This window comes from Desulfosporosinus sp. FKB (genome assembly GCF_002196705.1).
Lineage (GTDB): Bacteria > Bacillota > Desulfitobacteriia > Desulfitobacteriales > Desulfitobacteriaceae > Desulfosporosinus.
Window position 1 is genome coordinate 109,985 of record NZ_NADJ01000013.1, and the last position, 23,835, is coordinate 133,819.

22 protein-coding genes, 1 other RNA gene and 2 pseudogenes are annotated in these 23,835 nt (G+C 38.3%); 18 read left to right on the forward strand and 7 right to left on the reverse strand.

The features are described 5' to 3' along the window. Window positions 1-309 precede the first annotated feature (309 nt). The 9 genes and pseudogenes from B5Y67_RS03910 (at window position 310) to ssrS (ending at window position 8,162) form a co-directional block, all read left to right on the forward strand. Window positions 310-1,542: an efflux RND transporter periplasmic adaptor subunit gene (locus tag B5Y67_RS03910; protein ID WP_088225234.1), complete on the forward strand. Its 1,233-nt coding sequence runs from the start codon at window positions 310-312 to the stop codon at window positions 1,540-1,542. 17 nt (window positions 1,543-1,559) lie between these two features. Beyond that, complete coding sequence (locus tag B5Y67_RS03915) at window positions 1,560-2,303, forward strand: ABC transporter ATP-binding protein (protein WP_088225235.1); 744 nt, start codon at window positions 1,560-1,562, stop codon at window positions 2,301-2,303. Then, a complete protein-coding gene (locus B5Y67_RS03920; protein ID WP_088225236.1) occupies window positions 2,303-3,523 on the forward strand; it encodes an ABC transporter permease in 1,221 nt (406 codons plus the stop codon). The genes B5Y67_RS03915 and B5Y67_RS03920 overlap by 1 nt, the downstream gene beginning before the upstream one ends. Before the next feature lie 473 nt (window positions 3,524-3,996). Next, window positions 3,997-4,272: pseudogene (locus tag B5Y67_RS03925) on the forward strand (DNA-3-methyladenine glycosylase I); the annotation flags it as partial. Window positions 4,273-4,846: 574 nt separating this feature from the next. Further along, window positions 4,847-5,092 (forward strand): C-GCAxxG-C-C family protein, encoded by a 246-nt coding sequence (locus B5Y67_RS03935; RefSeq protein WP_242975830.1) that lies wholly within the window; start codon window positions 4,847-4,849, stop codon window positions 5,090-5,092. Continuing rightward, window positions 5,046-6,335 (forward strand): MBL fold metallo-hydrolase, encoded by a 1,290-nt coding sequence (locus B5Y67_RS03940; protein ID WP_088225237.1) that lies wholly within the window; start codon window positions 5,046-5,048, stop codon window positions 6,333-6,335. The genes B5Y67_RS03935 and B5Y67_RS03940 overlap by 47 nt, the downstream gene beginning before the upstream one ends. A 29-nt stretch (window positions 6,336-6,364) precedes the next feature. Beyond that, window positions 6,365-6,505: a ferritin-like domain-containing protein gene (locus tag B5Y67_RS25790; RefSeq protein WP_242975832.1), complete on the forward strand. Its 141-nt coding sequence runs from the start codon at window positions 6,365-6,367 to the stop codon at window positions 6,503-6,505. A 227-nt stretch (window positions 6,506-6,732) separates the two neighbouring features. Next, window positions 6,733-7,164 carry a DUF3795 domain-containing protein gene (locus B5Y67_RS03945; RefSeq protein WP_088225238.1) on the forward strand — a complete coding sequence of 144 codons (432 nt, stop codon included), beginning with the start codon at window positions 6,733-6,735 and terminating at the stop codon, window positions 7,162-7,164. Between the two features lie 806 nt (window positions 7,165-7,970). Continuing rightward, a non-coding RNA gene (gene ssrS, locus B5Y67_RS03955) (6S RNA) lies at window positions 7,971-8,162 on the forward strand. 1,026 nt (window positions 8,163-9,188) lie between these two features. Here ssrS and B5Y67_RS25795 read toward each other — a convergent pair. From B5Y67_RS25795 to B5Y67_RS25805, 3 genes are all read right to left on the reverse strand, one after another. Then, window positions 9,189-10,124, reverse strand: coding sequence for a hypothetical protein (locus tag B5Y67_RS25795; RefSeq protein ID WP_242975833.1), 936 nt, complete (start codon window positions 10,122-10,124; stop codon window positions 9,189-9,191). A 78-nt stretch (window positions 10,125-10,202) separates the two neighbouring features. Further along, complete coding sequence (locus B5Y67_RS25800) at window positions 10,203-10,502, reverse strand: hypothetical protein (RefSeq protein WP_242975834.1); 300 nt, start codon at window positions 10,500-10,502, stop codon at window positions 10,203-10,205. Beyond that, window positions 10,499-10,705, reverse strand: a complete 207-nt coding sequence (locus B5Y67_RS25805; RefSeq protein ID WP_242975835.1) for a helix-turn-helix domain-containing protein — start codon at window positions 10,703-10,705, stop codon at window positions 10,499-10,501. The genes B5Y67_RS25800 and B5Y67_RS25805 overlap by 4 nt, the downstream gene beginning before the upstream one ends. A gap of 797 nt (window positions 10,706-11,502) precedes the next feature. On the opposite strand from B5Y67_RS25805, the gene B5Y67_RS03965 reads away from it, so the two are divergent. Together B5Y67_RS03965 and B5Y67_RS03970 are read left to right on the forward strand one after the other, a co-directional pair. Further along, the gene (locus B5Y67_RS03965) at window positions 11,503-12,204 is read left to right on the forward strand and encodes an alpha/beta hydrolase (protein WP_088225240.1); all 702 of its coding nucleotides are present in this window, start codon (window positions 11,503-11,505) and stop codon (window positions 12,202-12,204) included. A 161-nt stretch (window positions 12,205-12,365) separates the two neighbouring features. After that, complete coding sequence (locus B5Y67_RS03970; RefSeq protein ID WP_088225241.1) at window positions 12,366-12,575, forward strand: DUF5808 domain-containing protein; 210 nt, start codon at window positions 12,366-12,368, stop codon at window positions 12,573-12,575. A 217-nt stretch (window positions 12,576-12,792) separates the two neighbouring features. On the opposite strand, the gene B5Y67_RS03975 is transcribed toward B5Y67_RS03970, so the two are convergent. Beyond that, window positions 12,793-13,230, reverse strand: coding sequence for a CHAP domain-containing protein (locus tag B5Y67_RS03975; RefSeq protein ID WP_348982286.1), 438 nt, complete (start codon window positions 13,228-13,230; stop codon window positions 12,793-12,795). Here B5Y67_RS03975 and B5Y67_RS03980 point away from each other — a divergent pair. The 4 genes from B5Y67_RS03980 to glgD all read left to right on the forward strand — a co-directional run bounded on the left by B5Y67_RS03980 (window position 13,204) and on the right by glgD (window position 18,052). Then, window positions 13,204-13,686, forward strand: coding sequence for a class I SAM-dependent methyltransferase (locus B5Y67_RS03980; RefSeq protein ID WP_170932572.1), 483 nt, complete (start codon window positions 13,204-13,206; stop codon window positions 13,684-13,686). The two genes, B5Y67_RS03975 and B5Y67_RS03980, sit on opposite strands and share 27 nt — an antisense overlap. Before the next feature lie 148 nt (window positions 13,687-13,834). Then, window positions 13,835-14,194 (forward strand): TfoX/Sxy family protein, encoded by a 360-nt coding sequence (locus B5Y67_RS03985; protein WP_282432750.1) that lies wholly within the window; start codon window positions 13,835-13,837, stop codon window positions 14,192-14,194. Window positions 14,195-15,725: 1,531 nt separating this feature from the next. Further along, the gene (locus B5Y67_RS03995; RefSeq protein WP_088225244.1) at window positions 15,726-16,916 is read left to right on the forward strand and encodes a glucose-1-phosphate adenylyltransferase; all 1,191 of its coding nucleotides are present in this window, start codon (window positions 15,726-15,728) and stop codon (window positions 16,914-16,916) included. 26 nt (window positions 16,917-16,942) lie between these two features. Next, the gene (gene glgD / locus B5Y67_RS04000) at window positions 16,943-18,052 is read left to right on the forward strand and encodes a glucose-1-phosphate adenylyltransferase subunit GlgD (RefSeq protein WP_088225245.1); all 1,110 of its coding nucleotides are present in this window, start codon (window positions 16,943-16,945) and stop codon (window positions 18,050-18,052) included. 115 nt (window positions 18,053-18,167) lie between these two features. Here glgD and B5Y67_RS04005 read toward each other — a convergent pair whose 3' ends face one another. Further along, on the reverse strand, window positions 18,168-18,866 hold the full coding sequence (locus tag B5Y67_RS04005; RefSeq protein WP_088225246.1) for a hypothetical protein: 699 nt from the start codon (window positions 18,864-18,866) through the stop codon (window positions 18,168-18,170). A gap of 702 nt (window positions 18,867-19,568) precedes the next feature. Here B5Y67_RS04005 and B5Y67_RS04010 point away from each other — a divergent pair. Together B5Y67_RS04010 and B5Y67_RS26330 are read left to right on the forward strand one after the other, a co-directional pair. Continuing rightward, entirely contained in the window at window positions 19,569-20,945 is a 1,377-nt protein-coding gene (locus tag B5Y67_RS04010) for a SulP family inorganic anion transporter (RefSeq protein WP_348982287.1), read from the forward strand. Between the two features lie 12 nt (window positions 20,946-20,957). Further along, window positions 20,958-21,281: pseudogene (locus tag B5Y67_RS26330) on the forward strand (sodium-independent anion transporter); the annotation flags it as partial. A 607-nt stretch (window positions 21,282-21,888) separates the two neighbouring features. Here B5Y67_RS26330 and B5Y67_RS04020 read toward each other — a convergent pair. Beyond that, window positions 21,889-22,116, reverse strand: a complete 228-nt coding sequence (locus tag B5Y67_RS04020; RefSeq protein WP_088225248.1) for a hypothetical protein — start codon at window positions 22,114-22,116, stop codon at window positions 21,889-21,891. Window positions 22,117-22,191: 75 nt separating this feature from the next. Then, the gene (locus B5Y67_RS04025) at window positions 22,192-22,869 is read right to left on the reverse strand and encodes a VTT domain-containing protein (protein ID WP_088225249.1); all 678 of its coding nucleotides are present in this window, start codon (window positions 22,867-22,869) and stop codon (window positions 22,192-22,194) included. A 218-nt stretch (window positions 22,870-23,087) separates the two neighbouring features. Between B5Y67_RS04025 and B5Y67_RS04030 the strand changes: the two genes are divergently transcribed. Continuing rightward, window positions 23,088-23,714, forward strand: coding sequence for a phosphatase PAP2 family protein (locus B5Y67_RS04030; protein WP_088225250.1), 627 nt, complete (start codon window positions 23,088-23,090; stop codon window positions 23,712-23,714). Window positions 23,715-23,835: the final 121 nt, after the last annotated feature.

A 23,835-nucleotide genomic window follows, 5' to 3' on the forward strand; every position in this document is an offset into this window, starting at 1 on the left:
ATATTTTTATAAGAAATTGTTAAAGAAGTATAGGATTTGATCATTAAGAAAAATGAACAAAATATGCATTAAAACTAAATTTTGCTCAAAAACATAATGAAGGCAAATTAATTTTAGGTTTAATAAAGTTAAACTACAAGCATATAATTGTAAATAGAAACTGGTGGCAGTTTTCCCAGCAAATCATATAATGTAAGGTTATTTAATTCATAATTTCTTCACACATTCCTATTTTGGTTGTGTTAATATTGCACTTGTCGTTGAAAATACTTCGAAAAAATCTCAGTAAAAAACAGGAGTGTGCAAGTTATGAAAAGAAGACGAATTGATTGGGTTATCTCAGGTGTCCTAATTGTAGCTGTAGCACTAGTTGGTGGAAATATACTCTATAACACCCAAAATGCTAAAGCAGATACACCAAGTTATATTACAGGAACAGTAAGAATGGGTACTGTCGAGAAATCAGTCAGTGCATCAGGAACGATTCAACCGCTCAATCAATATGATTTATCTTCAGGCAGCGGAGGGAAAATTACCGAGATTGATGTTAAAGTCGGCGATTCGGTGAAGGCCGGTCAACAATTAGCGAAGCTTGATCCAAGTCAGGCACAAGAACAGATCGACACAGCGCAAGCAAACCTAATCCAAGCCCAAGCAAAAGTGGATCAAGCCGGATCCAACAGCGCTAATCTAGAAGCTGCTCAGCTTCAACTTTCTTCAGCCCAAATCGCTTATGATTCCGCAGAGACTGCTCTTGCAGATACTATTATCAAGGCACCTGCCGCTGGCATAATTACCGCTGTCAATGGTCAGGTTGGCTCAGGTTCATCAAGTGGAACTTCATCAAGTAGTCAATCCTCTTCAAATAGTACAGGAAGCCAAGGAAACAGTGCTTTGATCTCGATGATAGGTACTTCCGACACGATGCAAGTGGTCGTTCCTGTCAACCAAGTGGACATTGGCAAAGTCAGTGTTGGGCAAGCAGCCAATATCACCCTGGATGCCTATCAAGGCCAAACTTTTTCCGGAAAAGTGACTCAAGTGAGTCCAACGGGCACTTCACAAAGCGGCGTAACCACCTTCAACGTAACTATTAATGTTACCAATAAAGATAATGAAATGAAATCTGGAATGAGTGCTAACGTGACGATCATTATTGCTCAAAAACAAAACGTTCTTACGATACCAAGTTCGGCAGTTCATACCAAGGGTTCTAATGAAACCGTTTCCTTGCTGAAAACTGGTTCCACGGTACCGGTTACTCAAACCATCCAAACTGGGCTTGACGATGGCAAGAATGTCGAAGTTGTTCAAGGACTCCAAGCGGGCGATAAAATCGTGCTTGGAATCCGAAGCACGAGCTCGCCAACGAAATCTCAAACCTCACAATCGGGGAATTCCCTTAATAAAGCCTTAGGTGGAAGCACCGGCAACTTCGGTGGCTATGGCGGAGGCATGGGAGGCTATGGTGGCAGTGCCGGAGGGGGCCGAGGAGGATATTCAGGCGGCAATGGCGGTTCATCGAGCAGAGCTCAAGGTTAGGAAGCAGGTGATATGGAATGATTAATCTTAAAGATATCGTCAAAATTTATAAAACAGGAGATGTCGAGCTAAGAGCACTGTCGGGAATTAATTTAAAGATAGAGGACGGAGAATTTGTGGCCATCATGGGGCCCTCCGGTTCCGGAAAATCGACGATGATGAACATTCTCGGTTGTTTAGATACCGCGACCTCGGGAGAGTTTTTGTTAGATGATTTAAATATCAACCGCGCCCGGGAAGATGAGTTAGCGGAAATTCGGAATCGCAAGATAGGCTTTGTCTTCCAAAGCTTTAACCTTTTATCCCGAACGACTGCGTTAGAAAATGTTGAATTGCCCATGCTTTATAATGGAATCGGTGCTCGGGAAAGGCGGATTAGAGCCACCAATGCTCTGACGGCAGTTGGACTATCTTCACGGCTTCACCATAAGCCCAATGAATTGTCCGGAGGACAACAGCAAAGGGTTGCTATTGCCCGCTCCCTTGTTAATAATCCTGTCATTTTGATGGCGGATGAACCGACAGGAAACCTTGACAGCAAATCAGGCATAGAGGTTATGAATATTTTTCAACAGTTAAATGCCATGGGGATTACGATTGTCCTTGTTACTCATGAACCGGATATAGCTCAATACAGCAAACGTATTATTCATTTCAAAGACGGTTCTATTGATCGAGATGAGATCGTTAAAAATAGAAGCATCGCTGAAGGTGAGCCTCTGAATCTAGACTTCAATTGGCGAAGGGAGGTAGCCAGTTAATGAATCTTCTGGAAAATATTCGAGTTGCTCTGCGTGGCCTAAAATCGAATAAACTTCGTTCCATTCTCACCATGTTGGGAATCATCATCGGAGTGGGTGCCGTGATTATTATGGTCTCCATCGGTCAAGGCGCTAAGGCATCGGTTGCCGATCAAATCCAGGGATTAGGGTCGTATTTACTCATTGTAACACCGGGTCAGTCCAACACCGGAGGCGTCAAAGGCGGCATGGGAAGTTTAAATAATATGACCATGGATGACGTCAATGCCATTAAAAGCAATGCTGATGCCGTTGCGAGTGTTGCCCCCACGACCAGTAAACAGGCACAGGTCGTTTACGGGAGCGAGAACACGAGCACATCGGTCGTGGGAACAACCCCTTCCTATGCAGATGTCCGTAATCAGCAAGCAAGTATCGGACGATTTTTTACCGATCAAGAAAACCTAGATAATGCTCAGGTAGCAGTGATTGGTACGACGGTAGTACAAGATTTAACGGGTAATCCCAATACCAACATGGTTGGACAAACCATTAATATAAATCAAGTACCTTTCCAAGTCATTGGAATCTTACAAAGCAAGGGGTCGAGCGGAGCGAGCAACAACGATGACCAAATTGTGGTTCCGATCTCCTCGGCTGAGACCCGGCTCATCGGCTCAGATAGTATTCGCACAATTTATGTAGAAGCAAAAAGTTCTGACTTAATGGATACGGCCAGTGCCGAGATCACCCAAATTTTACGCCAGCAGCATGGTCTGAGTTTCAACGCAACCAATGACTTTACGGTAACGAGTCAAACGGATATCTTGTCAACCGCCGAAGGTGTATCCCAATCCTTGACTCTCTTACTCAGTGGAGTTGCGGCAATTTCCCTCTTAGTCGGGGGAATTGGAATCATGAACATCATGTTGGTTTCCGTGACAGAGCGAACACGCGAAATAGGAATTCGCAAAGCCATCGGTGCCAAACGAAAAACGATTATGCTTCAGTTTTTGATAGAAGCGGTAATTATAAGTATGCTCGGCGGTGTTCTGGGTATTCTGTTTGGGTCTGGAGGTTCATCCTTGCTCAATAAATTTGCGGGAATGACAACTCAAATCTCAACATCTCCGATCATTATGGCCTTTGCTTTCTCGTTTGCTATCGGGATAATTTTCGGAGTATTTCCTGCTCGAAAGGCTGCAAAATTACACCCAATTGATGCTCTGCGTTATGAATAGTTAAGAAGCGAAAGTGGAAACGATTGATAATATAACATGGACTAAGAATTAAGAATCCCCCTGTACGTGGATGAACGAAAAAGTACATCTAACGTGCAGGGGGATTGGTTATTGGCTGGAAAAATTCTTTGCAGTCAAGTATCTCTTGTTTAAGAATACCTGTATAAGTATAGCCTGTCGCGAGATCATTGGTAATATGTGGTTTGATTACAAAACATGGTTTAACACCGAAATATAATAATTTATACTAAAAATACGTCTGTTCCTACTCTATAATCTATCGTTCTATCGTAAAAGATAAGAACGTTTCTTTTATTAAGAACTGATCCCTTTGCCGAATTTTCTGAAAGAAGCAGAGGGAGTGAAATAGAGATGAAGAAGGATCTGTTGTATAAGCTGTTATTTCTATCATGTTTAATCGTTGGATATTCAATGGTTTATAAAACTGAGGCAACTACAGTAAGAACAAACCCGTCATCAAAATCCAATCAGAATTCGGAAGTTTTTCGAATTTTTTGTGGCGTTACGTTGATTTTAAACCGGTGATAAATAATTGGGAATCTGATGGGGATATTCCTGCTCAGACTACACTGTCAGAACAAATCAGTAAAGATTTAAAACAACGAAATTTTAAATTTGTGGGTCCAGTAATAATATGCTCATTTATGCAAGCAATAGGCATGGTTGATGATCATATAAGACCATGCCCTCACCATTTTATGAACCGATATACCTTAAATAATATATAGAAGAAAAATGAAGCAATGGAAAAATTCTTATCCAAAACGGAAAAACTTTTACAGACTGTAAAAATCTCGGCATTGATACAATTGTCCGAGCAAAAAACAATAACAATATAAGTTTGCGGTCAGCAAGAAAGAAGATAAATAAGTCGAAGGCAGTTGATACTTGGGAAGATGAAAAGGGATTCGAGAAAGTAGAAATTTAATGCCGAAACAGTTTTTAGTAGTTCATAAAGAAATAATAGTTAAATAAGAAAGCTAATTTTGGGGAAGGGGAAGGGGAAGGTGTAGCCTTCTTGCAGTTAAATTAAGTAAATAATGTTGATATATACATAACAAGCCGATTCTTTAGCAATGATCGGTAGAAATCAAATGGAAGCTAAATTGCTCGTTAGGAACAGCACGTTTATTCCGTGTCGCCCCTTGAAATTCGATTCAATATTAACGCCTAAACAGGCGTCTTTTTTTATAATAAGAAGGAAGTCTACAAACATATGAAGAACTGTTTCTGAGAGACAGAAAATGAAATATATAGTAAAATATTGGATATTTATACTCAAAAGTTGAAAGGAGTCATTTAATGAGATCAGATATTGCAGTCGATTGTTTTTTATCGGGATTTAATTGCGCTCAAGCTGTATTTTCCACATACTCTAATGACTTAGGATTAACAATGGAAATGGCAAAAAAGATTGCTTGCGGTTTTGGTGCTGGTATGGGATATATCGGAGAAACATGTGGTGCTGTAACCGGAGCACTTATGCTGATTGGGTTGAAATATGGAAAAGTCTATTTACACAGCGGAAGAGGCGGCGAATTGTCTTAAATATTTTAAAGGGGTAGAGTACAAACAAAAAATCGAACTCTTGCCAGGGCTAGCTGTTCGATTCCAGGATGCCGGTCATATCTTAGGTTCGGCCATGATCGAAGTTTGGGTTACTGAAAGAAACCAGACGTTGAAACTGGTCTTTTCCGGAGATATAGGCAATGCGCCAGAACCGTACTTAGAAGCGCCGAGCTGTATACCAGAGAGTGACTATCTAATAATGGAGTCAACTTATGGAAACCGTTTGCATGGGGATTCCAGCGAAAGGCTCAGTAAGTTTAAAGAAGTTATCAATGAGACATTTGCCAAGGGTGGAAACCTTGTTATCCCGTCCTTTGCTATTGAGCGAACTCAGGATCTTCTCTATTACTTGGGAATTTTGCACGATAACAAAGAAATTCCCCCAGTTGATGTTTACATCGATAGCCCTTTAGCCGTAGCAGCAACGAAAATCTTTCGGCATAGCTTTAAGTATTTTAACCAAGAAACCCAGCTTCTCATTGAACAGGGCGAAGATCCTTTAAACTTGCCCAGACTGCATTTTAGTATTACAAGTCAGGACTCCATTGCTTTGAATGAGATTAAAGGGAAAGCGATTATTATTGCGGCAAGTGGTATGGCAGATGCAGGAAGGATTAAACACCATCTTAAACATAATCTTTGGCGGCCTGAGTCTACTGTATTGTTTGTCGGTTATCAGGCTGAAGGTACATTAGGCCGACGGTTGGTGAACGGGGAGAAAAACGTTACAATTCATGGAGAACAGATTACTGTGAAGGCCAAGATAGAAAATATCGACGGGTTCTCGGCCCATGCTGACCAAAAGGGCCTTCTGAATTGGATTCGTTGTGGCGGAATCCCGGCTAAAGGGATCATATTGGTTCACGGTGAAGAGGAAGCCCAGGCAGGCCTGGCAGCTAAGATTAAAGAAATAACGGGATTAGACCCGTTGATTCCCGGATTGGGAGAGACTTTTAACTGGACAGAGGTCGGTATGGCTCGAAGTGCAAAACAGCTCCCAGTTGGAATACCATCACCCGCCGACAAAGATGAGAAGATCACAAAGATTAACCAATACAAAATAACGAATAAGCAACTTCACGAAGCAATAGTACTCTTGAAAAATAAGATCAATAATTTCTCAGACAGAGAGACCCGGAGAAAGGATTTGTCGATTGCGCTTCAAGAAGTGTTAGATTTGACACAACTCGTGGATAATAAACTCCATGTCAATAAACAATAATAACTGACACTTGTAGCTAAGAGTTTTTTATGGACGGAGAAAGCGTCCTGGGAGATGATGTTATGGCTAAAGACTCAATGGTCGAAAAACTAAATGAGCAATTACAAAAAGAATTCTACTCAGCCTATCTATACTTATCGATGAAAGCTTATGTTGCCGGAGAGCGTTAGACAAAGGAACTTTCTAACAGGTAATGCTGCGGTATGTCCTTACCTATCCAAAGGTGCTCACCGAACCGGAAGGTGAAGGGAGCGGCATGTGGAAGTAATGGGCGGTACTGGAATATTAGATCAGCGGTTTCCTAGGAGTTGAACACTTGATGGTGGATTATCTACCAGTATAGTGGTTGTTGGTAGATAATGCGTAACAGTGTTTTGTAATTGCAGGAAGGAGTTCTATGCCAGATGAATTAATTGCTTATTGTGGCCTTTATTGCGGTGCATGCAGCTTTAAAGTAGGCTTTGAAGAAAGAAACAAGGAACATATTATGCGTATGCCCTCCATTTATGATGATTTTAAGAGCCGACCACTTGAATTTTGCCCTGGTTGTCGATTAGAAAACCTATGTGGAGACTGTGGCATAAGAGAATGTGCACAAGTTAAGAAAATAGAATATTGCAGCTTATGCAACGAATTTCCTTGTGAGAAATTATTAGAATTTAGCAATGATGGAAAACCACATCATGCAGAATCAATAGATAACCTGATTTTGATTAAAGACATGGGTAAAGAAAAATGGCTAGAAACGCAAAAGCAGCAATGGTCTTGTGAAAAATGTAATTCCAAATTTTCTTGGTATATGAAAGAGTGTGAAGGATGTAATGGATAATGCCCTAAGAACTGTACTTTTAAAGAAGAGGGGATACCAATATAAAATTACAGGAAGCGAACGAAGTAAATATCTGTAATATTTAAAAATATTCATTTAAAATTTTACCTTGAATTGGAATATAGAGGGGAGGTAATGATTAGAACAATTCCATTACCTCCATCAGTTTATTTAAATTAGTCGTTATTCTTTGCTTGCAATGCTAACCGTGAAGGGGGTAGTCATGGAGAGGTTACGATTTTTAATGTGCCTGAACGTAATGTAAGATATTACGATAGTGATACAGTAAGCGTATTAACCAATACTGTGAAATGCTCTTTTAATTTTAATACAAATGGTTTTGAAATATTTAGTGGTACAGACTGGTTAAGGCTAAGAGGATATCAGGCTGTTGATAGAGATCATAAAATTAGACAATTTATCAGTAAAAGAATTTAGCAATTCAACTCAAACAAAGAGATTTCTGAATTAGTCCATTTCATACGAGAGGACAAACCATACTTTTTACCCAAGATAGACCCCCGTGATTTCGATAATCTATCCATTGTCGTAAAACCCAAAATGTCTATCGACAGGATCATTAATCAAAGCGGAGCTTTTGTTCTTTTCGGGATTAAGCAAGCTAAAAGTATTTGCGCAGATTTCAATATAAATGCGGATGGATATAAGCAAAAGGTATTGATTATTCCATCCCTAATTAAAAATGAAATTCTTGATGAACTTAAATTATTTAATATCAATGAATCAACAGTTTTTTGCGATATGGATAATACAGCGAAGTATTTTAAAAATAAGTACACTTGATATGTGTTATATGAAGCAGGTAGGGGCGAAGATATGATTTGGCTTTGATCCTATTGTAAATTTCGGGAATTTAATAAACCTACTGATTAGGCCATGCCTCCATTTTAGAGGAAGACCAAAAAGTATGGTGAAAATCCCCACCTGCGAGAGCGGGGTTAAAAACCAAATAATCTAAACGGCTTTGCGGGAATAAACATAATGAAACAGATACTTAATCAGGAGCGATAACATAGGTAAAAACGGGAGAGGTTGGTGACTTTTCAACAACAAATTGTCCAGACACAGTAATATACGGTTATTTATGATGCACCGACACTATTTAGCCTAAACTATAGAGTAAAAGCATTTCGGTAGCTAAGACGGGTAGGAAGACCCTTTTTCCTCAAATGGATGGGTTTATAATTCTAAATAAGGAACAAAAAATCCAGTTGTATTTCTTGACTTCTCCCTGTTTTCAGCTATAATAAAGGTATAATCACCTAATCAAAAAGATTCAGTTTCTAAATGAGCTTATTGGTCGCATGCTAGGTAAAGTTTCGATTCATCGAAAGTTTAGGCATTGCAATTAGTTAAGGTCAATGCTGAATTTCGGGAATTGAAGCCACCTAGAAGGGTGGTTTTTGTGTTTAAGAAGAAAGTTTTCCCGCAAAGTTCCTACAATTTAGAAGTATGTATTTGGTGGTTGAAGTAAGCTGTTAGTTAATTAAAGTAAGTGATTAGTGGTTGATTTTGTGTACCTGTAATCCTTTAGTCGACACGTATTAAAGCTGAATTTGCCTTTCGTAGGGAGATGATTTAGAACCTGAATTTTGACCTTAGTAATTGCGTTCATGATCTCAGATAGTTCTTCAATAACCAAAGAAATAGTGGAGGATTTGTCCAGATTAGTTTCATTTACCATAATCTAGTTTTTGGCCGGTATAAGTTTTGTTAGGTCAAGCGCGATTCCCTTACTAGACTAAATACCCATTTGCTGTTTATGTTTTATAGTTATAAGGTGCGCGATCCCAAACCTGTAATTCTCTGGTTGAACAACTTAGTAACGTAACTTTAATGAATATTAATCTTGAGCCGTGTATCCATTAGTTCACGAGGAACTTTGCGGGATTATAGTAAAGGCCACTCATTATGAGTGGCCTGTTTCTATTTTTATAGATACAAAATGATTTTACCTCAATTTTCGTCTAGAGGAGGGTTAAACCCTTGGTAAAGCAGCTTGTTTAGGGTAAGAAACATGGACAGGGTACGCTAAATAATATAAACAAATTAGCTGTCTCAGTGGTTACATGGTACTTGTTGTTGCTAACCGGAATAGCATTTAGGACGATGACTTGTTTTGGTTTGGCACTGTGCTCTAAAAAATCCTTTACATAGGTTATTCCGAAGAGTTTGCTCACCTTACAATATTTGATGGCGTTGAGTACGTCATCAATTCCATATTTATCGCATAATGTTTGCAGCAACCGGAACTGGTCACGGGCATAGCGTGCCTTTTCTGTTCGAATTGTCTGCAGAAAATCGGTTGCCTTGAATAATAACAGCTCATCAACAGTAGTTTGAGCTTTATCCATCGAGTCTGTAATATCTCTGGAATGACTGGTGCTCTTAATTAATTGACCTCTGCCGGTTGAGATTGGATGTTCACAGATAAATTCGCTGAATACGGTCATAATCGTCAATTTTTCATTCTTCGCTTCAATGCTGACCTCTTTTTGGCAGTTGTATGTACCAAGAGGTAAAGAGTACCGATTGCTGTCGTAGACGATCGTGTTATCTTTCCGAACGTTTCTGTAGATGGATACATCACCGTTTGATCGGATGTCCAGCATGGGTCTAAGGTGTTCACGTTCATCTTCAAACACCTTGGATGGTATCTTTTTAGTTGTGCCGTGAACTTTCGCATTACCGGTTCTATCCAACCATTTTAGGAACGAACTGTTGAGAACTTCCTCATCAGCAAAAAGTCTGTTTTCGAGGAAATTATACTTGATGAATTTAACCACATTCTCGATCTTACCTTTGCTTTCCGGATCAGCTGCGCGGAAGAGGTATACTTTTAAATTGCATTCTTGCCGGAACTTCTCAAACTCAAAGGTATGAATAATATCTCCATAGTTTTCTGAAACGCTGACGATACTATCCTGATCAAATACCATTTCATGCGGCATCCCACCTATATATCTAAAGCACTCATGACAGCTTGAAACCAAATCGCTTGTTGTGAATGGCCGAGTTTAAAAGAATGCCCATTTGTAACGTGCATGAGCGAGTACAAAGGCTGCAAAGCGAATCTTTACACGCTGTCCATCAATGGATTGTATCCACTTTTCACCAAAGTCCACCTGTAACTGCTGCCCCATGGGGAGCTCTTCTACAGCCTCATAATCCCTGGGATGATTGGATTTTTTAAGATTATATTCCTCTCGTAACCCTTTGACATAACGACTGACAGTTCGTTCCTTGATATCCTCTTTGTAATGCTCCTTGAGCCAATCGCATACTTGGGCGGCTGTCATTGTTGGATATTGTTTCAACCAACTAATGATAATTTCCTCATATTTTGAAAGTAGCAATTCTCGTTAATGCTATGCAGTTGTTTGGCAAATTCATCCGCTGTCATGTTCCAATATCGTGTTACGGTTTCCCGATTTATGTTCAGCTGCTTGGCAGCCCGAGACCGAGTGAATCCAATCTCTTTAAGTTGCTGTATCTGTTTATACATCTTAAATCCTTTCATTCTAACAGCTCCTGACCTCTTTGCTAGCCCCTATTCTAACAAAGTCCGATCACTGTAATTGATTTTAAGTTGTATGGTTATTGGCAAAAAGTTGTATGGTTTGTGACAGAAAGTTGTATGCTTTCATTGGCGTAAATGTGTATGGTTTAGTTTACCACTCACAGTAGCGTTGCTGAACGATTTGACGTATTAAATCCCTTTCGCAGGGAATTTCAGCAAGTATTATGTATATCTATCCGGTTTATAATATAGACAGCTGGATTGATATTAATGGATGAAATTTCATAGCATTTTCCTCTAACCCCTCTCTGAGGGTTTTTTTTATTTTAAAAGTAATTTAAAGGCCGACCTTGCAAAGCCAGCTCAAAGCGGGATCCCGCGACCTCCCCGGCAGCTTCCGGTTCGTCGTTTTCGGCCTGGTCCCTTAGGCCATAGTCGGGCGGGGTTATTTTTTACCTTGAACCTTAAAAAAAAGCCTATCCTTCTGCATTATCTGAAAAGAAACCAAACAGGTAATGCCGAGGGATGCCCTTACCTATCGGATAACCAAAGGCGCTACCCCTAACCGAACGAGAAAGCTGGAGGCTGAGGGATGCGTCACATCGAGTCTTGCGTGGTGCATGGTAACGTGTAATGCGAAGCGTAGACAGGAAGATATAGTAGGCCGGAATAAAGTGAATTGGATAATTACTACTCCCGAGAACGTTTGGGACGTGGGAATTTAGGATAAACTTTATTCTCGTTGGATAATGTAGGATAGAATGCTAATGGGTTTCAAATAGTTAGGGGACTACAAAATGCCAACAATACAAGTTAATGATATAAATATGTATTATGAGTTCCACGGTGAGGGCGAACAACTCGTACTCATAGCCGGTTTAGGAACTGATCTTACTGTATATGAACCAACTATTAATCGACTTTCGGAAAGATTAAAAGTTTTAGCATTCGATAACCGTGGTGTCGGAAGAACTGATAAACCGGATATACCATATAAAATTGAGATAATGGCAGACGATACGGCGGAACTTATGAATGGGGTTGGCATAAATAAAGCGCATATTTTTGGCATTTCCATGGGTGGACGCATAGCCATGGCACTGGCATTACAGCATCTCGATAAAGTAAATAGCCTTATACTGGCTTCAACATCAGCAACAGTAAAGATTGGATCATCACTCCGTCCTGGATGGTTGAAACTTGCGTCCAGGTTCGGTTCAATAATCAAGAAAAACCCGCAACCCAAGTATGCTTTTGAGAGACAGCTAGAGGCATCACGCGGTTATGACTGTAGTGACCAACTAAATCAGATAAAAGTACCAACATTGATCTTGCATGGGGAGAAAGATAAAATTGCTCCTTTTGCCCTTGCAGAAGAAATGCATTCAGAAATAAAAGGCTCGAAAATAACTAAATTTAAGGGTGGTCACTACTTTTTCATGCTTGAAAATAAAAAATTCACAGATAGCGTAATAGAGTTTTTGGATAGCATTGATTGATAAATGTCCCCATTCGAACATAGGTCTGAACATTCTTCTGCTTTAGTGGCTAATTCCAGGACACCAAGCATGGATGGTTCAAACAACTACCGTAGGGTTGATGGACGATGGGATGTGATGGCAACCCATAAGCATAAAGACAGTAAAAATGAGGGAATACCATGGCAAAAAGAAAATGGTCATTTGAAGAAGTAAATGAGTATCGAAGAGAGCATAACCAATATTTCCTCTATTATAACGACGATGATGCTAACTTTCTTGTTCCAAAAGCGAATGGACTGGGACGGACAAACAACTGGGCACACCCAGCCTCATGGATAATAATTTTGGCAGTTATAATGTTAATGGTTTATCATGCATTCTTTAAATAAGTATAATGACTCCAGTCAACTATCTAGGTAAGCAAGCGTAATACTTATCGAATCACCCCCACACCACTGTTGCCACCCTTGCCAAGTCCAAGAAGCCGCCTCGTGTGAAGGTTGGCTGGTCATCGAGGTATCGAGTCTCCAAATGAGGCTTTGGATTGAGGGGTTAATGGGTATGTTGAAAATGCTAGATTGTGGAGATTGTTTCTGATTTTGTGGATCATTCAGCTTTCCTTAGCCATACATTGGGTTTGACGCTAGAACCGACAAAGAAGTGATGATTCCTTATCACAAGTTTAAGTGCTTGGCGGGTTACTTTCTCATTTTGTTGAATAATTTCTATGGAGTTTCCCGTTACTTTTGTTACAATCGCTACATGCCCGTAAAGGCCGTTAGTAAAAACTAATATGTCGTCCGGTTTTGGCCCCATATTTCCACCGTTTCTATATTGGATTAAGCCTCTTTGTTCATTTAGGCAACCTTGAGACACAGAAGGGTTATAAAAATCTTTAGCGTTACCAAAACCATCTGGCATTTTAACGTGTTTTACGTCATAGTAAAATCGCTTCACAAATTCAACACATTGCCATTTAAGACCGTAATAATAACCATCAGGGCTAAAATTCTCACCGTGACTTACGGTGTAGGCAATGAACATATTTTAGATGTAGGGTGTGGTAGGGGTCTGTACCTGATTGGAGCTGCTAAACGGTTAGTTACAGGGAAAATCATAGGCATTGATATATGGCAAGGCGAAGACCTTTCTGGCAATCATATGGAAAATACAATTAATAATGCCATCGTTGAAGGTGTTAGGGATAAAATAGAAATCGAAACAGCGGATATGAGAAAGATGCCTTTTACTAGCGAAAACTTTGATATGGTGTTATCTAGCTTTGCTATACATAATATTTATGAAACATTGGAGCGAAAAAAGGCTTTACTGGAAATTGCCAGAGTTTTAAAAGTGGGCGGTAAACTGTGCATAATCGATATGCGGTACTCTGATGAATATACACGGGTTTTTGAAGAAAACGGCATTTGCGAAATCAAAAGGTTTAGAACAAGTTTAATTTTCCCAATTGCAACGGTGATTATTGGTACAAAATGCTGAAGTGCTACGAGTTAATTCTTAAAGCCGTAATCTAAGTCCTCTATGCTGTGAACGTTTGATTGAGGTAAAAGAACCCTATAGATAATGCTACATGATTGGTTATCGTGAAAGGAGTATCTTTGAAGAGTACGTTACGGGTTAAAGAAGCCTGTGTTATGTAGTAGACCAACTCGGAAAGTTGGGTTTTGTAACGGTCAAAAAGATGTTTGGAGGAGCGAGTATTTACTATGAGGGTTTGATTTTTGGAATCCTAGCCGATGACATTCTTTATTTTAAAGTCGATGACTTTAATAAGTCAGATTATATAATGGCAGGAATGAAACCATTCAAACCATTTGATGACAAGCCCATGTTAATGCCATATTATGAGGTTCCTGTTGATATTTTGGAAAACAGAGAACAGTTAGCGGAATGGGCTATGAAATCTCTAATGGTGTCTAGAAATAATCCCCCAAATTTCAAAAAGAGAAAAGTTGCAAAAGAGAAGGAATGGTGCAGCCTTGATTGATGCCCAAAATATGTTGACCTAATCTATCGGGCAAAAACTGAGATGCTTTGATAGGTCAATTATTAATTATTTTACGGCAGGTTTTATTACGTATCACTCCTATATAGACACTGAAACTGCGTCTTTCAACAATCGGAAATAATTTGCAGCTTTTTATTTAATCGAGGTGGGGGGTTATGGGATACAATGTTGCGGATATAATTGAGCTTTGAGTTATGAAGAATGGTTGATTAGGACCAAGCATCTCTAAATCCTTCAGAAGTGGGTTAATGGATGGAAACTCCATTTTGATGATATGGAGCTTTATATAAAGTCTTTAAATTCAGACGCTCTAGTTCGGCAATCTTTTCAAAAATACTATGCCATAATTTCATTGTAACTTTCCATATTGGCATAGATTTTGAGCTTATTTTGCTAACTCTCATCAATAAAGGTGGGAGCTTTTTTTATAAAAAAGCCTTTAGCATAAACTTAGAAAGAGATTATTTGATAGATCAATTATCAAATATAATTAAATCCTTAATCTTAGTCATAACTATAGGTTCCTCTATTTGTTCCGCTTACATCGGTAAATGAGGCGATATTTTAAGTAGTATATGGTTAAAAATGGTATTTGGTTTATAATTGAATTGTGTATACCGATAGCCCTTGCTGGGAAATATTTGCACAGCTTTAAGTGAAATTATAGTATAGATTTTGAAAAAGATAAGTTTCCGTATGTATAAGGCCCTCATCATTTCATTAGATGAGGGCCTTACCTTTGTGCTATGAACCCTATATTTTTTTCAGCGATTCCTATCTATAGAGCCTTGACATCTAGATAATAACAATTCTTTTTACAAGCTGGGCACATGAAGCTTTCTGTTTTTTTAGGCATGTATCCAAATCTGAAACTTTCAAAAGCCGTTGTCATTGTCAAAGCTAGCGTAGCCCACTGATCTGTTTTACTTACTTCCCTGCAATAGGGGCATTTGATATACATAATATCTAATTCATCCTCCAACAAATATTACCTTCTTTCAACAGTCTTGTGGCGATTAAAATGATTTGCACATTTCTTAAAGTATTCTAAAAGGCGGCTTTGTATTACATTATCAAATTAAGAAATAAAGGAACAAAAAGAAGGGTTAAATTGAACCTTTAGAGCTTCATTAGGGTTTAGGCGCAGTGAGTGCATACCAATAACATTATTATCTTCTTCGATCAGGTATTATAATTCTTTTAGTCCAAGCGAAAGAGAGGTATCTGAATAAAGTCATTTAAATTATTTGTTGAAAAGATTTGAATATAAGATTATATCTATCTTTCGTAATTCGAATAATTAATTATTAAAATGTTACAAATATGCATATATTTCTTTGGCATTTGATTTTAAATAATTTCAAAACTAATTTTATTGAAGAAGTGATTAAATTAAAAATATCAAATTTAAGATATAACTCCGTCGACTTTGAATGGTTTAGTTTTGCCAATCTTGTCCGGAAATTATTAGCATAGTTTCAGTAAATAAGAGAGGAGCGCCTATCAAATTATGTTTGAGCAAGAATGTATTGCCATGCTTTTAGCAGGAGGACAAGGTAGTCGATTAGGGCCGCTTACAAATAACATTGCCAAACCAGCGATTTCTTTTTGCGGTAATTATCGGATCATTGATTTTTGTTTAAGTAATTGCGCAAACTCAAAAATTAATATCGTGGGGGTACTTACGCAATATAAGCCGTTTCTACTTAGTTCGTATATCGGTATTGGTTCAGCATGGGATTTTGACTATGTCGGAGGTGTGCACATATTACCTCCTCATCTTGGATCGACTGAAGGAAGTTGGTATAGAGGGACTGCAGATGCTGTATACCAAAATATTGATTTCATTGACTTTTTCAAACCAAGCTTTGTATTAATTATTTCGGGTGACCATATTTATCAAGCAGATTATAATAAAATGATTGACTTTCATAGAAGAAACAAAGCTCAGCTCACCATATCAGTGACTGAGGTTCCATGGCAGGAAGCTTCTCGTTTTGGAGTCGTGACTTTGGATGTAGATCAGAGAATTAGAGATTTCGCAGAGAAACCTGCCTATCCTAACAGTAATTTAGCCTCGATGGGAGTTTATATCTTTGATTGGCCATTGCTTAAACAGGCATTAATGGAAGATGAGGAGGATCTGCAATCTAATCATGATTTTGGTAAAGACATAATTCCCAAGCTATTGCAACAAAAGAATCGTGTATATGCTTATAAATTTCGCGGTTATTGGAGAGATGTAGGGATTATCGAAAGCTATTACCATGCGAATTTTGATTATTTTAGTAGTTTAAATTACTCTCGGATGACCAACCAAGATAGGCGAATATTTTCTAACTTAGAGGATTTGCCATCTCAGTATGTAGGATCATCGGCTTTAATTGAGAATAGCCTCATCTGTAACGGTTGTACTGTACTTGGGTCAGTGTACCATTCCATTTTAGGCCTAGGTGTATATATTGGAAAAGGAGTAGAAGTTCGAGATTCCATAATATTGCCTCACTCGAAAATAAATGATCATTCGGTAATTCGCAAAGTAGTTACTGGTGAAAATGTTGAAATCGAGAGTCACAGTGTTATTGGTGCGACAAAAAACGAACCTTTAAAACAAGAAGGAATTACTGTAATAGAGGATCAAACTGTACTCAAGGAAGGTTCCAAAATTGAAGCAGGCGAGAATGTTTATAGAGTTCGTTAAGTGGCTTACCTAAAGGAGGAAGACACATGTGCGAGGCGATTGGAATTTTATTTGGCAACAGCCGCATTGATGGTTTACAAGGGTTAGCTGAGAAGAGACCTATCGAAGCATTGCCTTTTGGAAGGTACAGACTGCTTGATTTTGCCTTATCAAGTATGGTCAACTCTGGGATACGAACCATAGGTTTAATTACTCCCTATCACAATAGGACAATGCTTTCCCATATAGGTGCCGGCAAAGCTTGGTTCTTGGAAAGGAAAGCCGGTGGACTGTTTATTTTACCAGAGACAATATACGGTCTAGTAGGGCGCAAAGAGCAGTTTTTCCTTAAGGACCTTGCTTTAAATATAGAATATTTACAAAGAGATCAAGCAGAAAATGTGGTAATTAGTAGTTGTAATCAAGTATTTAATATTAATTACCATGAGGTTTTAGATTATCACGAAGATAAGAACGCTGATATAACGCTAGTTTATAAGAAATTTGACACCCCTAACAGAAAAAATTCACAGACTCACCTTATTATGGACGAAAAGCAACGAGTCATAAATTTTAACGATTATGATGAACTGGAAAATTCACCGTTGAATTTTATCAATATGTTAATTATCAGACGTCAGATATTGCTAGATATAATTAATGAATATCAAGAGCAGGAAGGATTTGATTTGCTTGATGCAATTACAATTAAACTAAAATCATTAAAAATTTATGGGTACTCATTCCAGGGCTATATTGGTATAATTCAATCCGTTCAAGATTATTATCAATGTAGCATGGATATACTCGATACTAAAATACGAGAAAAATTGTTTTTGGGATTGGATCGAATTCATACAAAGCTCTTAGACAATCCTCCTACCTGCCATGGAGAGCATGCAAAAGTTAGGAATTCCTTGATTGCAAGTGGTTGTATGATAGAAGGTAAGGTGGAGAATTCCGTCATATCACGGGGTGTTATTATTGAACCGGAAGCTCAGGTTATAAATTGCATCATAATGTCAAAGTGTTGGATAAGGGCTCAAACCATTCTTAATCACGTTATTTTAGATAAATTAGTCGAGGTTGGTGAAGGAAGAGTTTTACAAGGAAATAGCGAAAACCCTATGGTAGTGTTAAAAAGGGCTAAGATTTAAACAAGTATATATAAATGAAAATTATTTTGCGTTATAGGCAATTACATAAAAAGGGTTACTAAATCACAAAGGGATGTATCTGAAAATCACTTCATTCAGAACATCCCTTTAAAAACTATTTCTCTGAGGCGGGAGTTTTATTAATCAATGTATCAATCCTTTGAGGCAAGTTAGCTTTAATTTTCGCTGCTTTCTCTGAGGTTAGTTTATTATACTTAACCGCTAGGTCAATATTCGATGCCATTGCTGAAACTAACTTAGCAGTTAAATCAGATTTACTGATTCCGCGATCGGCCGCAATCTGGGCAAGAGTTTTTCCGTTTTTAAGTTGTTCTTTTAATTGATCGCTAGTCATACCAAAAATGGTTTGTATCGATTGTCCGATGCCTTTATGAAAATCGCATTTATCTTTTTTATCTGTCCAAGGTTTATTAATCTTTGCGGCAATTTCACTATCTTCTTTAGACTTTATTTGGGAAGCCTTTTCTGTAGTCATCTTACCACTTGCAACGGCTTTGTCCAAACGGTCATTAAGCGCTGATTGCAGTTTCTGTGTTAAGGTTTCAGTACTAATTCCCTTTTCGGAAGCAATTTGGGCCAATGTCTTGCCCGACTTCAATTTTTGCATCAGTGTCGTCTGATCGATACCCAAAAATTGAGCAAGAGCAGATTCATGATTGGCATGGTGGGGCACACTGGTAGTTTGAGGGATACTTTGAGAGGCGGTTGATGTTGCAGCATACGCTGCGCCCGAAGTCAGAGCCAGCGAAAGCATACTTGTTATCCCCAACACAGAGATTTTCTTGAAGTTCATACAGGTTACCTCCTTGAATTAAGTAGTTAATTTCATGACTGTATTGTTAGCATTTTCTGAGGTAATATTTGAACAGATTGTGATAGAAATCTTAAGATTTTATTAAGGTTTTACAATTTGAGCTCCAGATTTGTAAATTATCAACCCTTTAATGTCTTGTAGTTTGTTGGTTAAAGGATAAAAGTATTCAAAGCTCCAGGCAGTCTTAAAGCTGATTCGAATGAATATGAGCGTTATGTATGCGATGCACCCTAACCGTATGAGATTCTCTAAGGCAGCGTCCTCTATATGTTATTGAAGGAATGAAAAGTGAAAATCAAACACATTGTAATAGTCAAATATAATCACGAACATATTGATTACCTATAGACATTGTTTCGTCTATAGTGTTACCATTTAGCTAAGTTATAAGAAATAATTTCACAAGCAGAGAGGAGTGGTTATAAAATGAGAGATCTTAAACTATTAACATTATCATTAAAAGCATTCTGCAAATAAAAAAAGCAGCCGCGAAGACTGCTAAAAAATGTGACTAACAAAATATAACATGGAAAAGCCCAGGGATGCAGCAACTTAAAATCTTTAAGACCTTATGTTTTATACTCCATTATTGTGGCAATAAGTGAAAGTACGCACTTTCCTTAATATCTCTCAATGTTATTTGTGAGTTCAAATTAAGAATTAAAGAGAGGTGGAAAGTCCATGTCGACTTCAGCAGTGAATAAATTGTTTCCTTTTATCGAAATGATTAGAGGCTATAAAAAAGAAGATCTCAAGCACGACATTATAGGGGCCTTAACGGTTGTGGTTGTTGGTCTTCCACAGTATATGGCGTATGCTATGATTGCAGGAGTTAATCCAATTTATGGTTTGTATACAGGGATTATTGCTGCAATTATTGGTTCAGCCTTTGGCTGTTCGAATCAACTAATCACTGGGCCGACAAATGCTATCTGTTTGCTTACCGCTAGTGCCATGATTCGCTATATGCATCTTCCCAATGCTTATCAGATGCTTTTCCTCATGACGTTTATGGTTGGTGTCTTACAAATCCTTTATGGTGTAATTCGACTTGGCAAAGTGATTGATTTTGTGCCTCACACTGTCTTGGTAGGATTTACAGCCGGTGCAGGAACGATCATTGCTCTGGGACAACTAAATACATTTCTGGGGATATCGATTAAGAACTCCTCAGCAATGTCGACTCTAGATAAAGTGTTTTATATTTTCACCCATCTTAATAAAACCAACCCGTATGTTTTAGGCATCGGCCTATTGACTATCATAATTATGCTGGTTTGCAAAAAAATCAGCAAAAATCTGCCCAGCGCTTTAATCGGGATTATTGTTCCAATCGTTTTCATCATTATGTTTGATCTCCAAAAGAAGGGAGTTCAGCTTACCGGTCATATTCCTTCCGGTTTTCCTCCTTTTAAGATGGTGGATTTTAGCCTTTCTTCAATTAAAGATATGCTGAGTGGAGCGTTTGCCATTTCAATCATTGGTTTAGTAGAAGCAATATCAATTTCCAAATCAATCGCCACGAAAACACGCCAAAAAATTGATTCCAATCAGGAATTTATAGGCCAGGGTTTATCGAATATCGTAGGTGCATTCTTCCAGTGTCTTCCTGCCTCGGGTTCCTTCTCCCGATCCGCCATCAACTTTGTCAACGGAGGGGTCAGTCGCTTGGCGGGAATACTCTCTGGTGTTTTTGTAGCTATAGTCCTCATGTTATTTGCACCTTATGCGAAATATATACCAAGTGCCGGTCTAGCGGGCGTCTTAATTTATACTGGGTACGGATTGATAGACAAAGAAGAAATCAAGAAAGTTGTCAAAGCTGGTCTATTTTCCTCAGATTCAATTGCCATGTGGGTAACCTGTATTCTAGTCATTGTGCTGCCTAACTTAGATTATGCAATTTATACAGGCATCGCATTATCTATCGCGTTATATCTGAAGGATACGAATAAGGCACCGCTTAAACTTCTCATCCCTACGCAGGGTGAGGGATCTCAGGTTATTCTAGAAGAAGTTGAAGTGGTTGAAGAAAAGGTTGATGTATTGGTAATCTAACTTGAAGGAAATCTTTATTTTGGTGGAGCAACTGATCTTGGAGAACGGCTTGACAGCTTGCTCGATAAAGCCAAAGTGTTTATTCTAAAAATGAATCATGTTACGACCGTTGATTTAACCTCATTGGCCGCTTTGAAAGTGTTTGTGAGGAATGTACGAGAAGCCAACGGGACCTTGATCATTAGCGGTGTTAGACCAGAACTAAACACTAAGCTTAAAACGTTGGATTTCGATACTGACATCGGTGATGAGAATATTTTCAAGCCGGAAAATGAAGTATTTACCACTACTTCCTCAAATGCACTAATACGAGCAAGAGCTGCTCTTAACTTCTAAATGAGCTAATCATTAAAAAAGGCATAACTTTATACTTTTAAATTAGTCGCTCGTTCTATACTAATTGGTCCTCATCAGAAATGATGAGGGCCTCTTCAAATTTAGTCAACCTAAAGTTCATTAAAGCAGGGGTGGCAAAACTCCTGATTTTTTCATCGGTTACTTCGATAGTTGGTTGGTATGGACTAAAATATTACTTTAGAGATATTAATAGGATTTCTACACAAGTGCGTGATAAGGTTATCGTCCAATTACAGACCCGGCATAGTCTATTCTTATCATACGATGACATACCGACAATTTACCGAGAAGCTGTCATAGCTACAGAGGACCGTAGTTTTGTGAGTAACAAAGGAATTGATCTAAATGAACCTGCTGCTATTATAATTTTTGTATTTGAAATAGAGCTTAAAAAACTAGATATATTAATATGAAACACATAATAATAATTAGACATTCTTTCTAAAGCTCTAACTATTGGGACATATGTGCAAATGTATGCATTTTAGCTACAATCAAATGCTGTATTTTATTACATTTTTCACTTATCAGGAAAGTTCAAACGTAGTAAAAAAACCACCAGCGTCGCTGAAGGCTCTCAGGAAAATTAAGCTTTTTTTGTTACGTGTTTACTTGCTTGTTTACTAATGGCTTTTAGTTTAACGGTTTTATGGACTGTTTTAGCTTGTTTAGCCTTATGATGTGTACTCTTTGCTGTTTGCGAAACTTTGAGTTGATGCGCCGGGGAAACCGTTTTAGCATTTGCGATGCTGGTTGTTCCCAGTAGTAACCCGAACATTGAAATAAGTGCGATACCGATCTTGATTCGTTTCATTGAAGATCATCTCCTTAAAGTTGCTAAAACATAGTATGTGATTCATTTCAAGATCTTAATCGCAAAAAACGACTGTTAATAGGATTCTTTTCTAATAGGATACCGACTCAAAATATAACTGAAAATCCATAATATCAGCATACCTGAACAACCGATCAAAAGCCAAATTTTAGCTCTATTAGAGATACCCATAAAGACTAGGGCCGTTGCAATATATGAAGGTATTATAGTAAGAGCTGCTGTCCAGAAATAACTCCAGAAGTCAATTATCGGAATTATTGCCGCGATGTAATTGACAATAAAAGCAGGGAGAGGCAATAATCTTGCCATCATTAATCCACTAGTTCCACTGCGTTTGACCCACTCGTTCACCTTTTTATAACATTTGTGGGAGATTAGGACCTGTAATAACGGTTCTCTAATACTTTGAACCAAACAATAAATTGCTATTGAGCTAAGCGTAGAGCCGACCCAAGAGAAAAAAGTTCCCCAACCAACGCCGTAAGACTTTAAACATATTATCGTTATGCTCTCAGTGGGGATCGGTGTCATGCTTAGCAATGTGATGAGAATGATAGCGGTTAGAATCCCGAACCATCCAGCCGAACGTATTATATGAGAAACCTCTTGTCTACGGTCTAGGTACAGAAATGCAAGAAGGATTAATATTCCTATAGTGAAGAATGCAGTTGACCAATGATTTTCTAAAGTATTCAATATGCTTAACGTTTTCTTAGTTACTTTAAAGTTCATAGTATGATCCCCTAGGATTCAAATAATAGTCTTTAAAAGTCTTGCCATCCATAGATATTCGCAAACTATAATAAATGCCGCGAACAAGAATATGCTATTGTAAATTTCTTGGGAATAAAACAGTGAGTGGACTAGTTTGTTAATGTATAAAGGTTAAAATATCAGATAAACTATGCTTGAATTTCTTATTACGATTAATCAAGGGCGGGATAACAATCTTGGAAAAGCAATTTTCGAAGTATGGTCGTTTATCATTGTTAATTTTGCCGATGTTTGATTCTATTTATTTTCGGTTAGATCATCCCAGAGAACGGGTTTATAATCTGGTGACTTCCTTTGATCAAAGAATTCCTTTTATAAAGTTTTTTGCTCTTCCTTACATAGTTTGGTATCCCTTTGTAATTTTAACGCTTGCATGGCTGATGAAACGGGAACCTCGACTCTATGTATCGACACTGATTGCATGCCTTATGGGACTAGCATTGAGTTATAGCTTTTATATATTGGCCCAAACCACCACTCCCAGGCCACAAATTATCGGTAACGACTGGTTAACCAGGATTGTATTGTTTATTTACCATATGGATGAACCTTATAATTCGTTTCCCAGTATTCACGTATTAATCAGTTTCATTCTTTTCCAAGCTGGCTCAAAGCTAAAGATTCCATCGCCTTTTTTTACTGGTTTGGTCCGAGTAGTGGCCGGAATAATTATCCTATCAACATTGTTCATTAAACAACATACGCTGTTAGATGTCGCCGGTGGAATTGGCATTGGAAGTTTCCTATTCTGGCTGGTTGAAATAGTGAGCCAAAAGATAGAACAGGCTATCTTTTTGTCATAGATGGAAAAGAGGACAACAGGTTTTTCTGTATATTAAGTTATAATAATGAAAATGGTTGTTTAGCCTCTATCAGATGTGAAGGTGAGTTTCCTTTTTGACTAGGTGTAATTACTAGAGACAT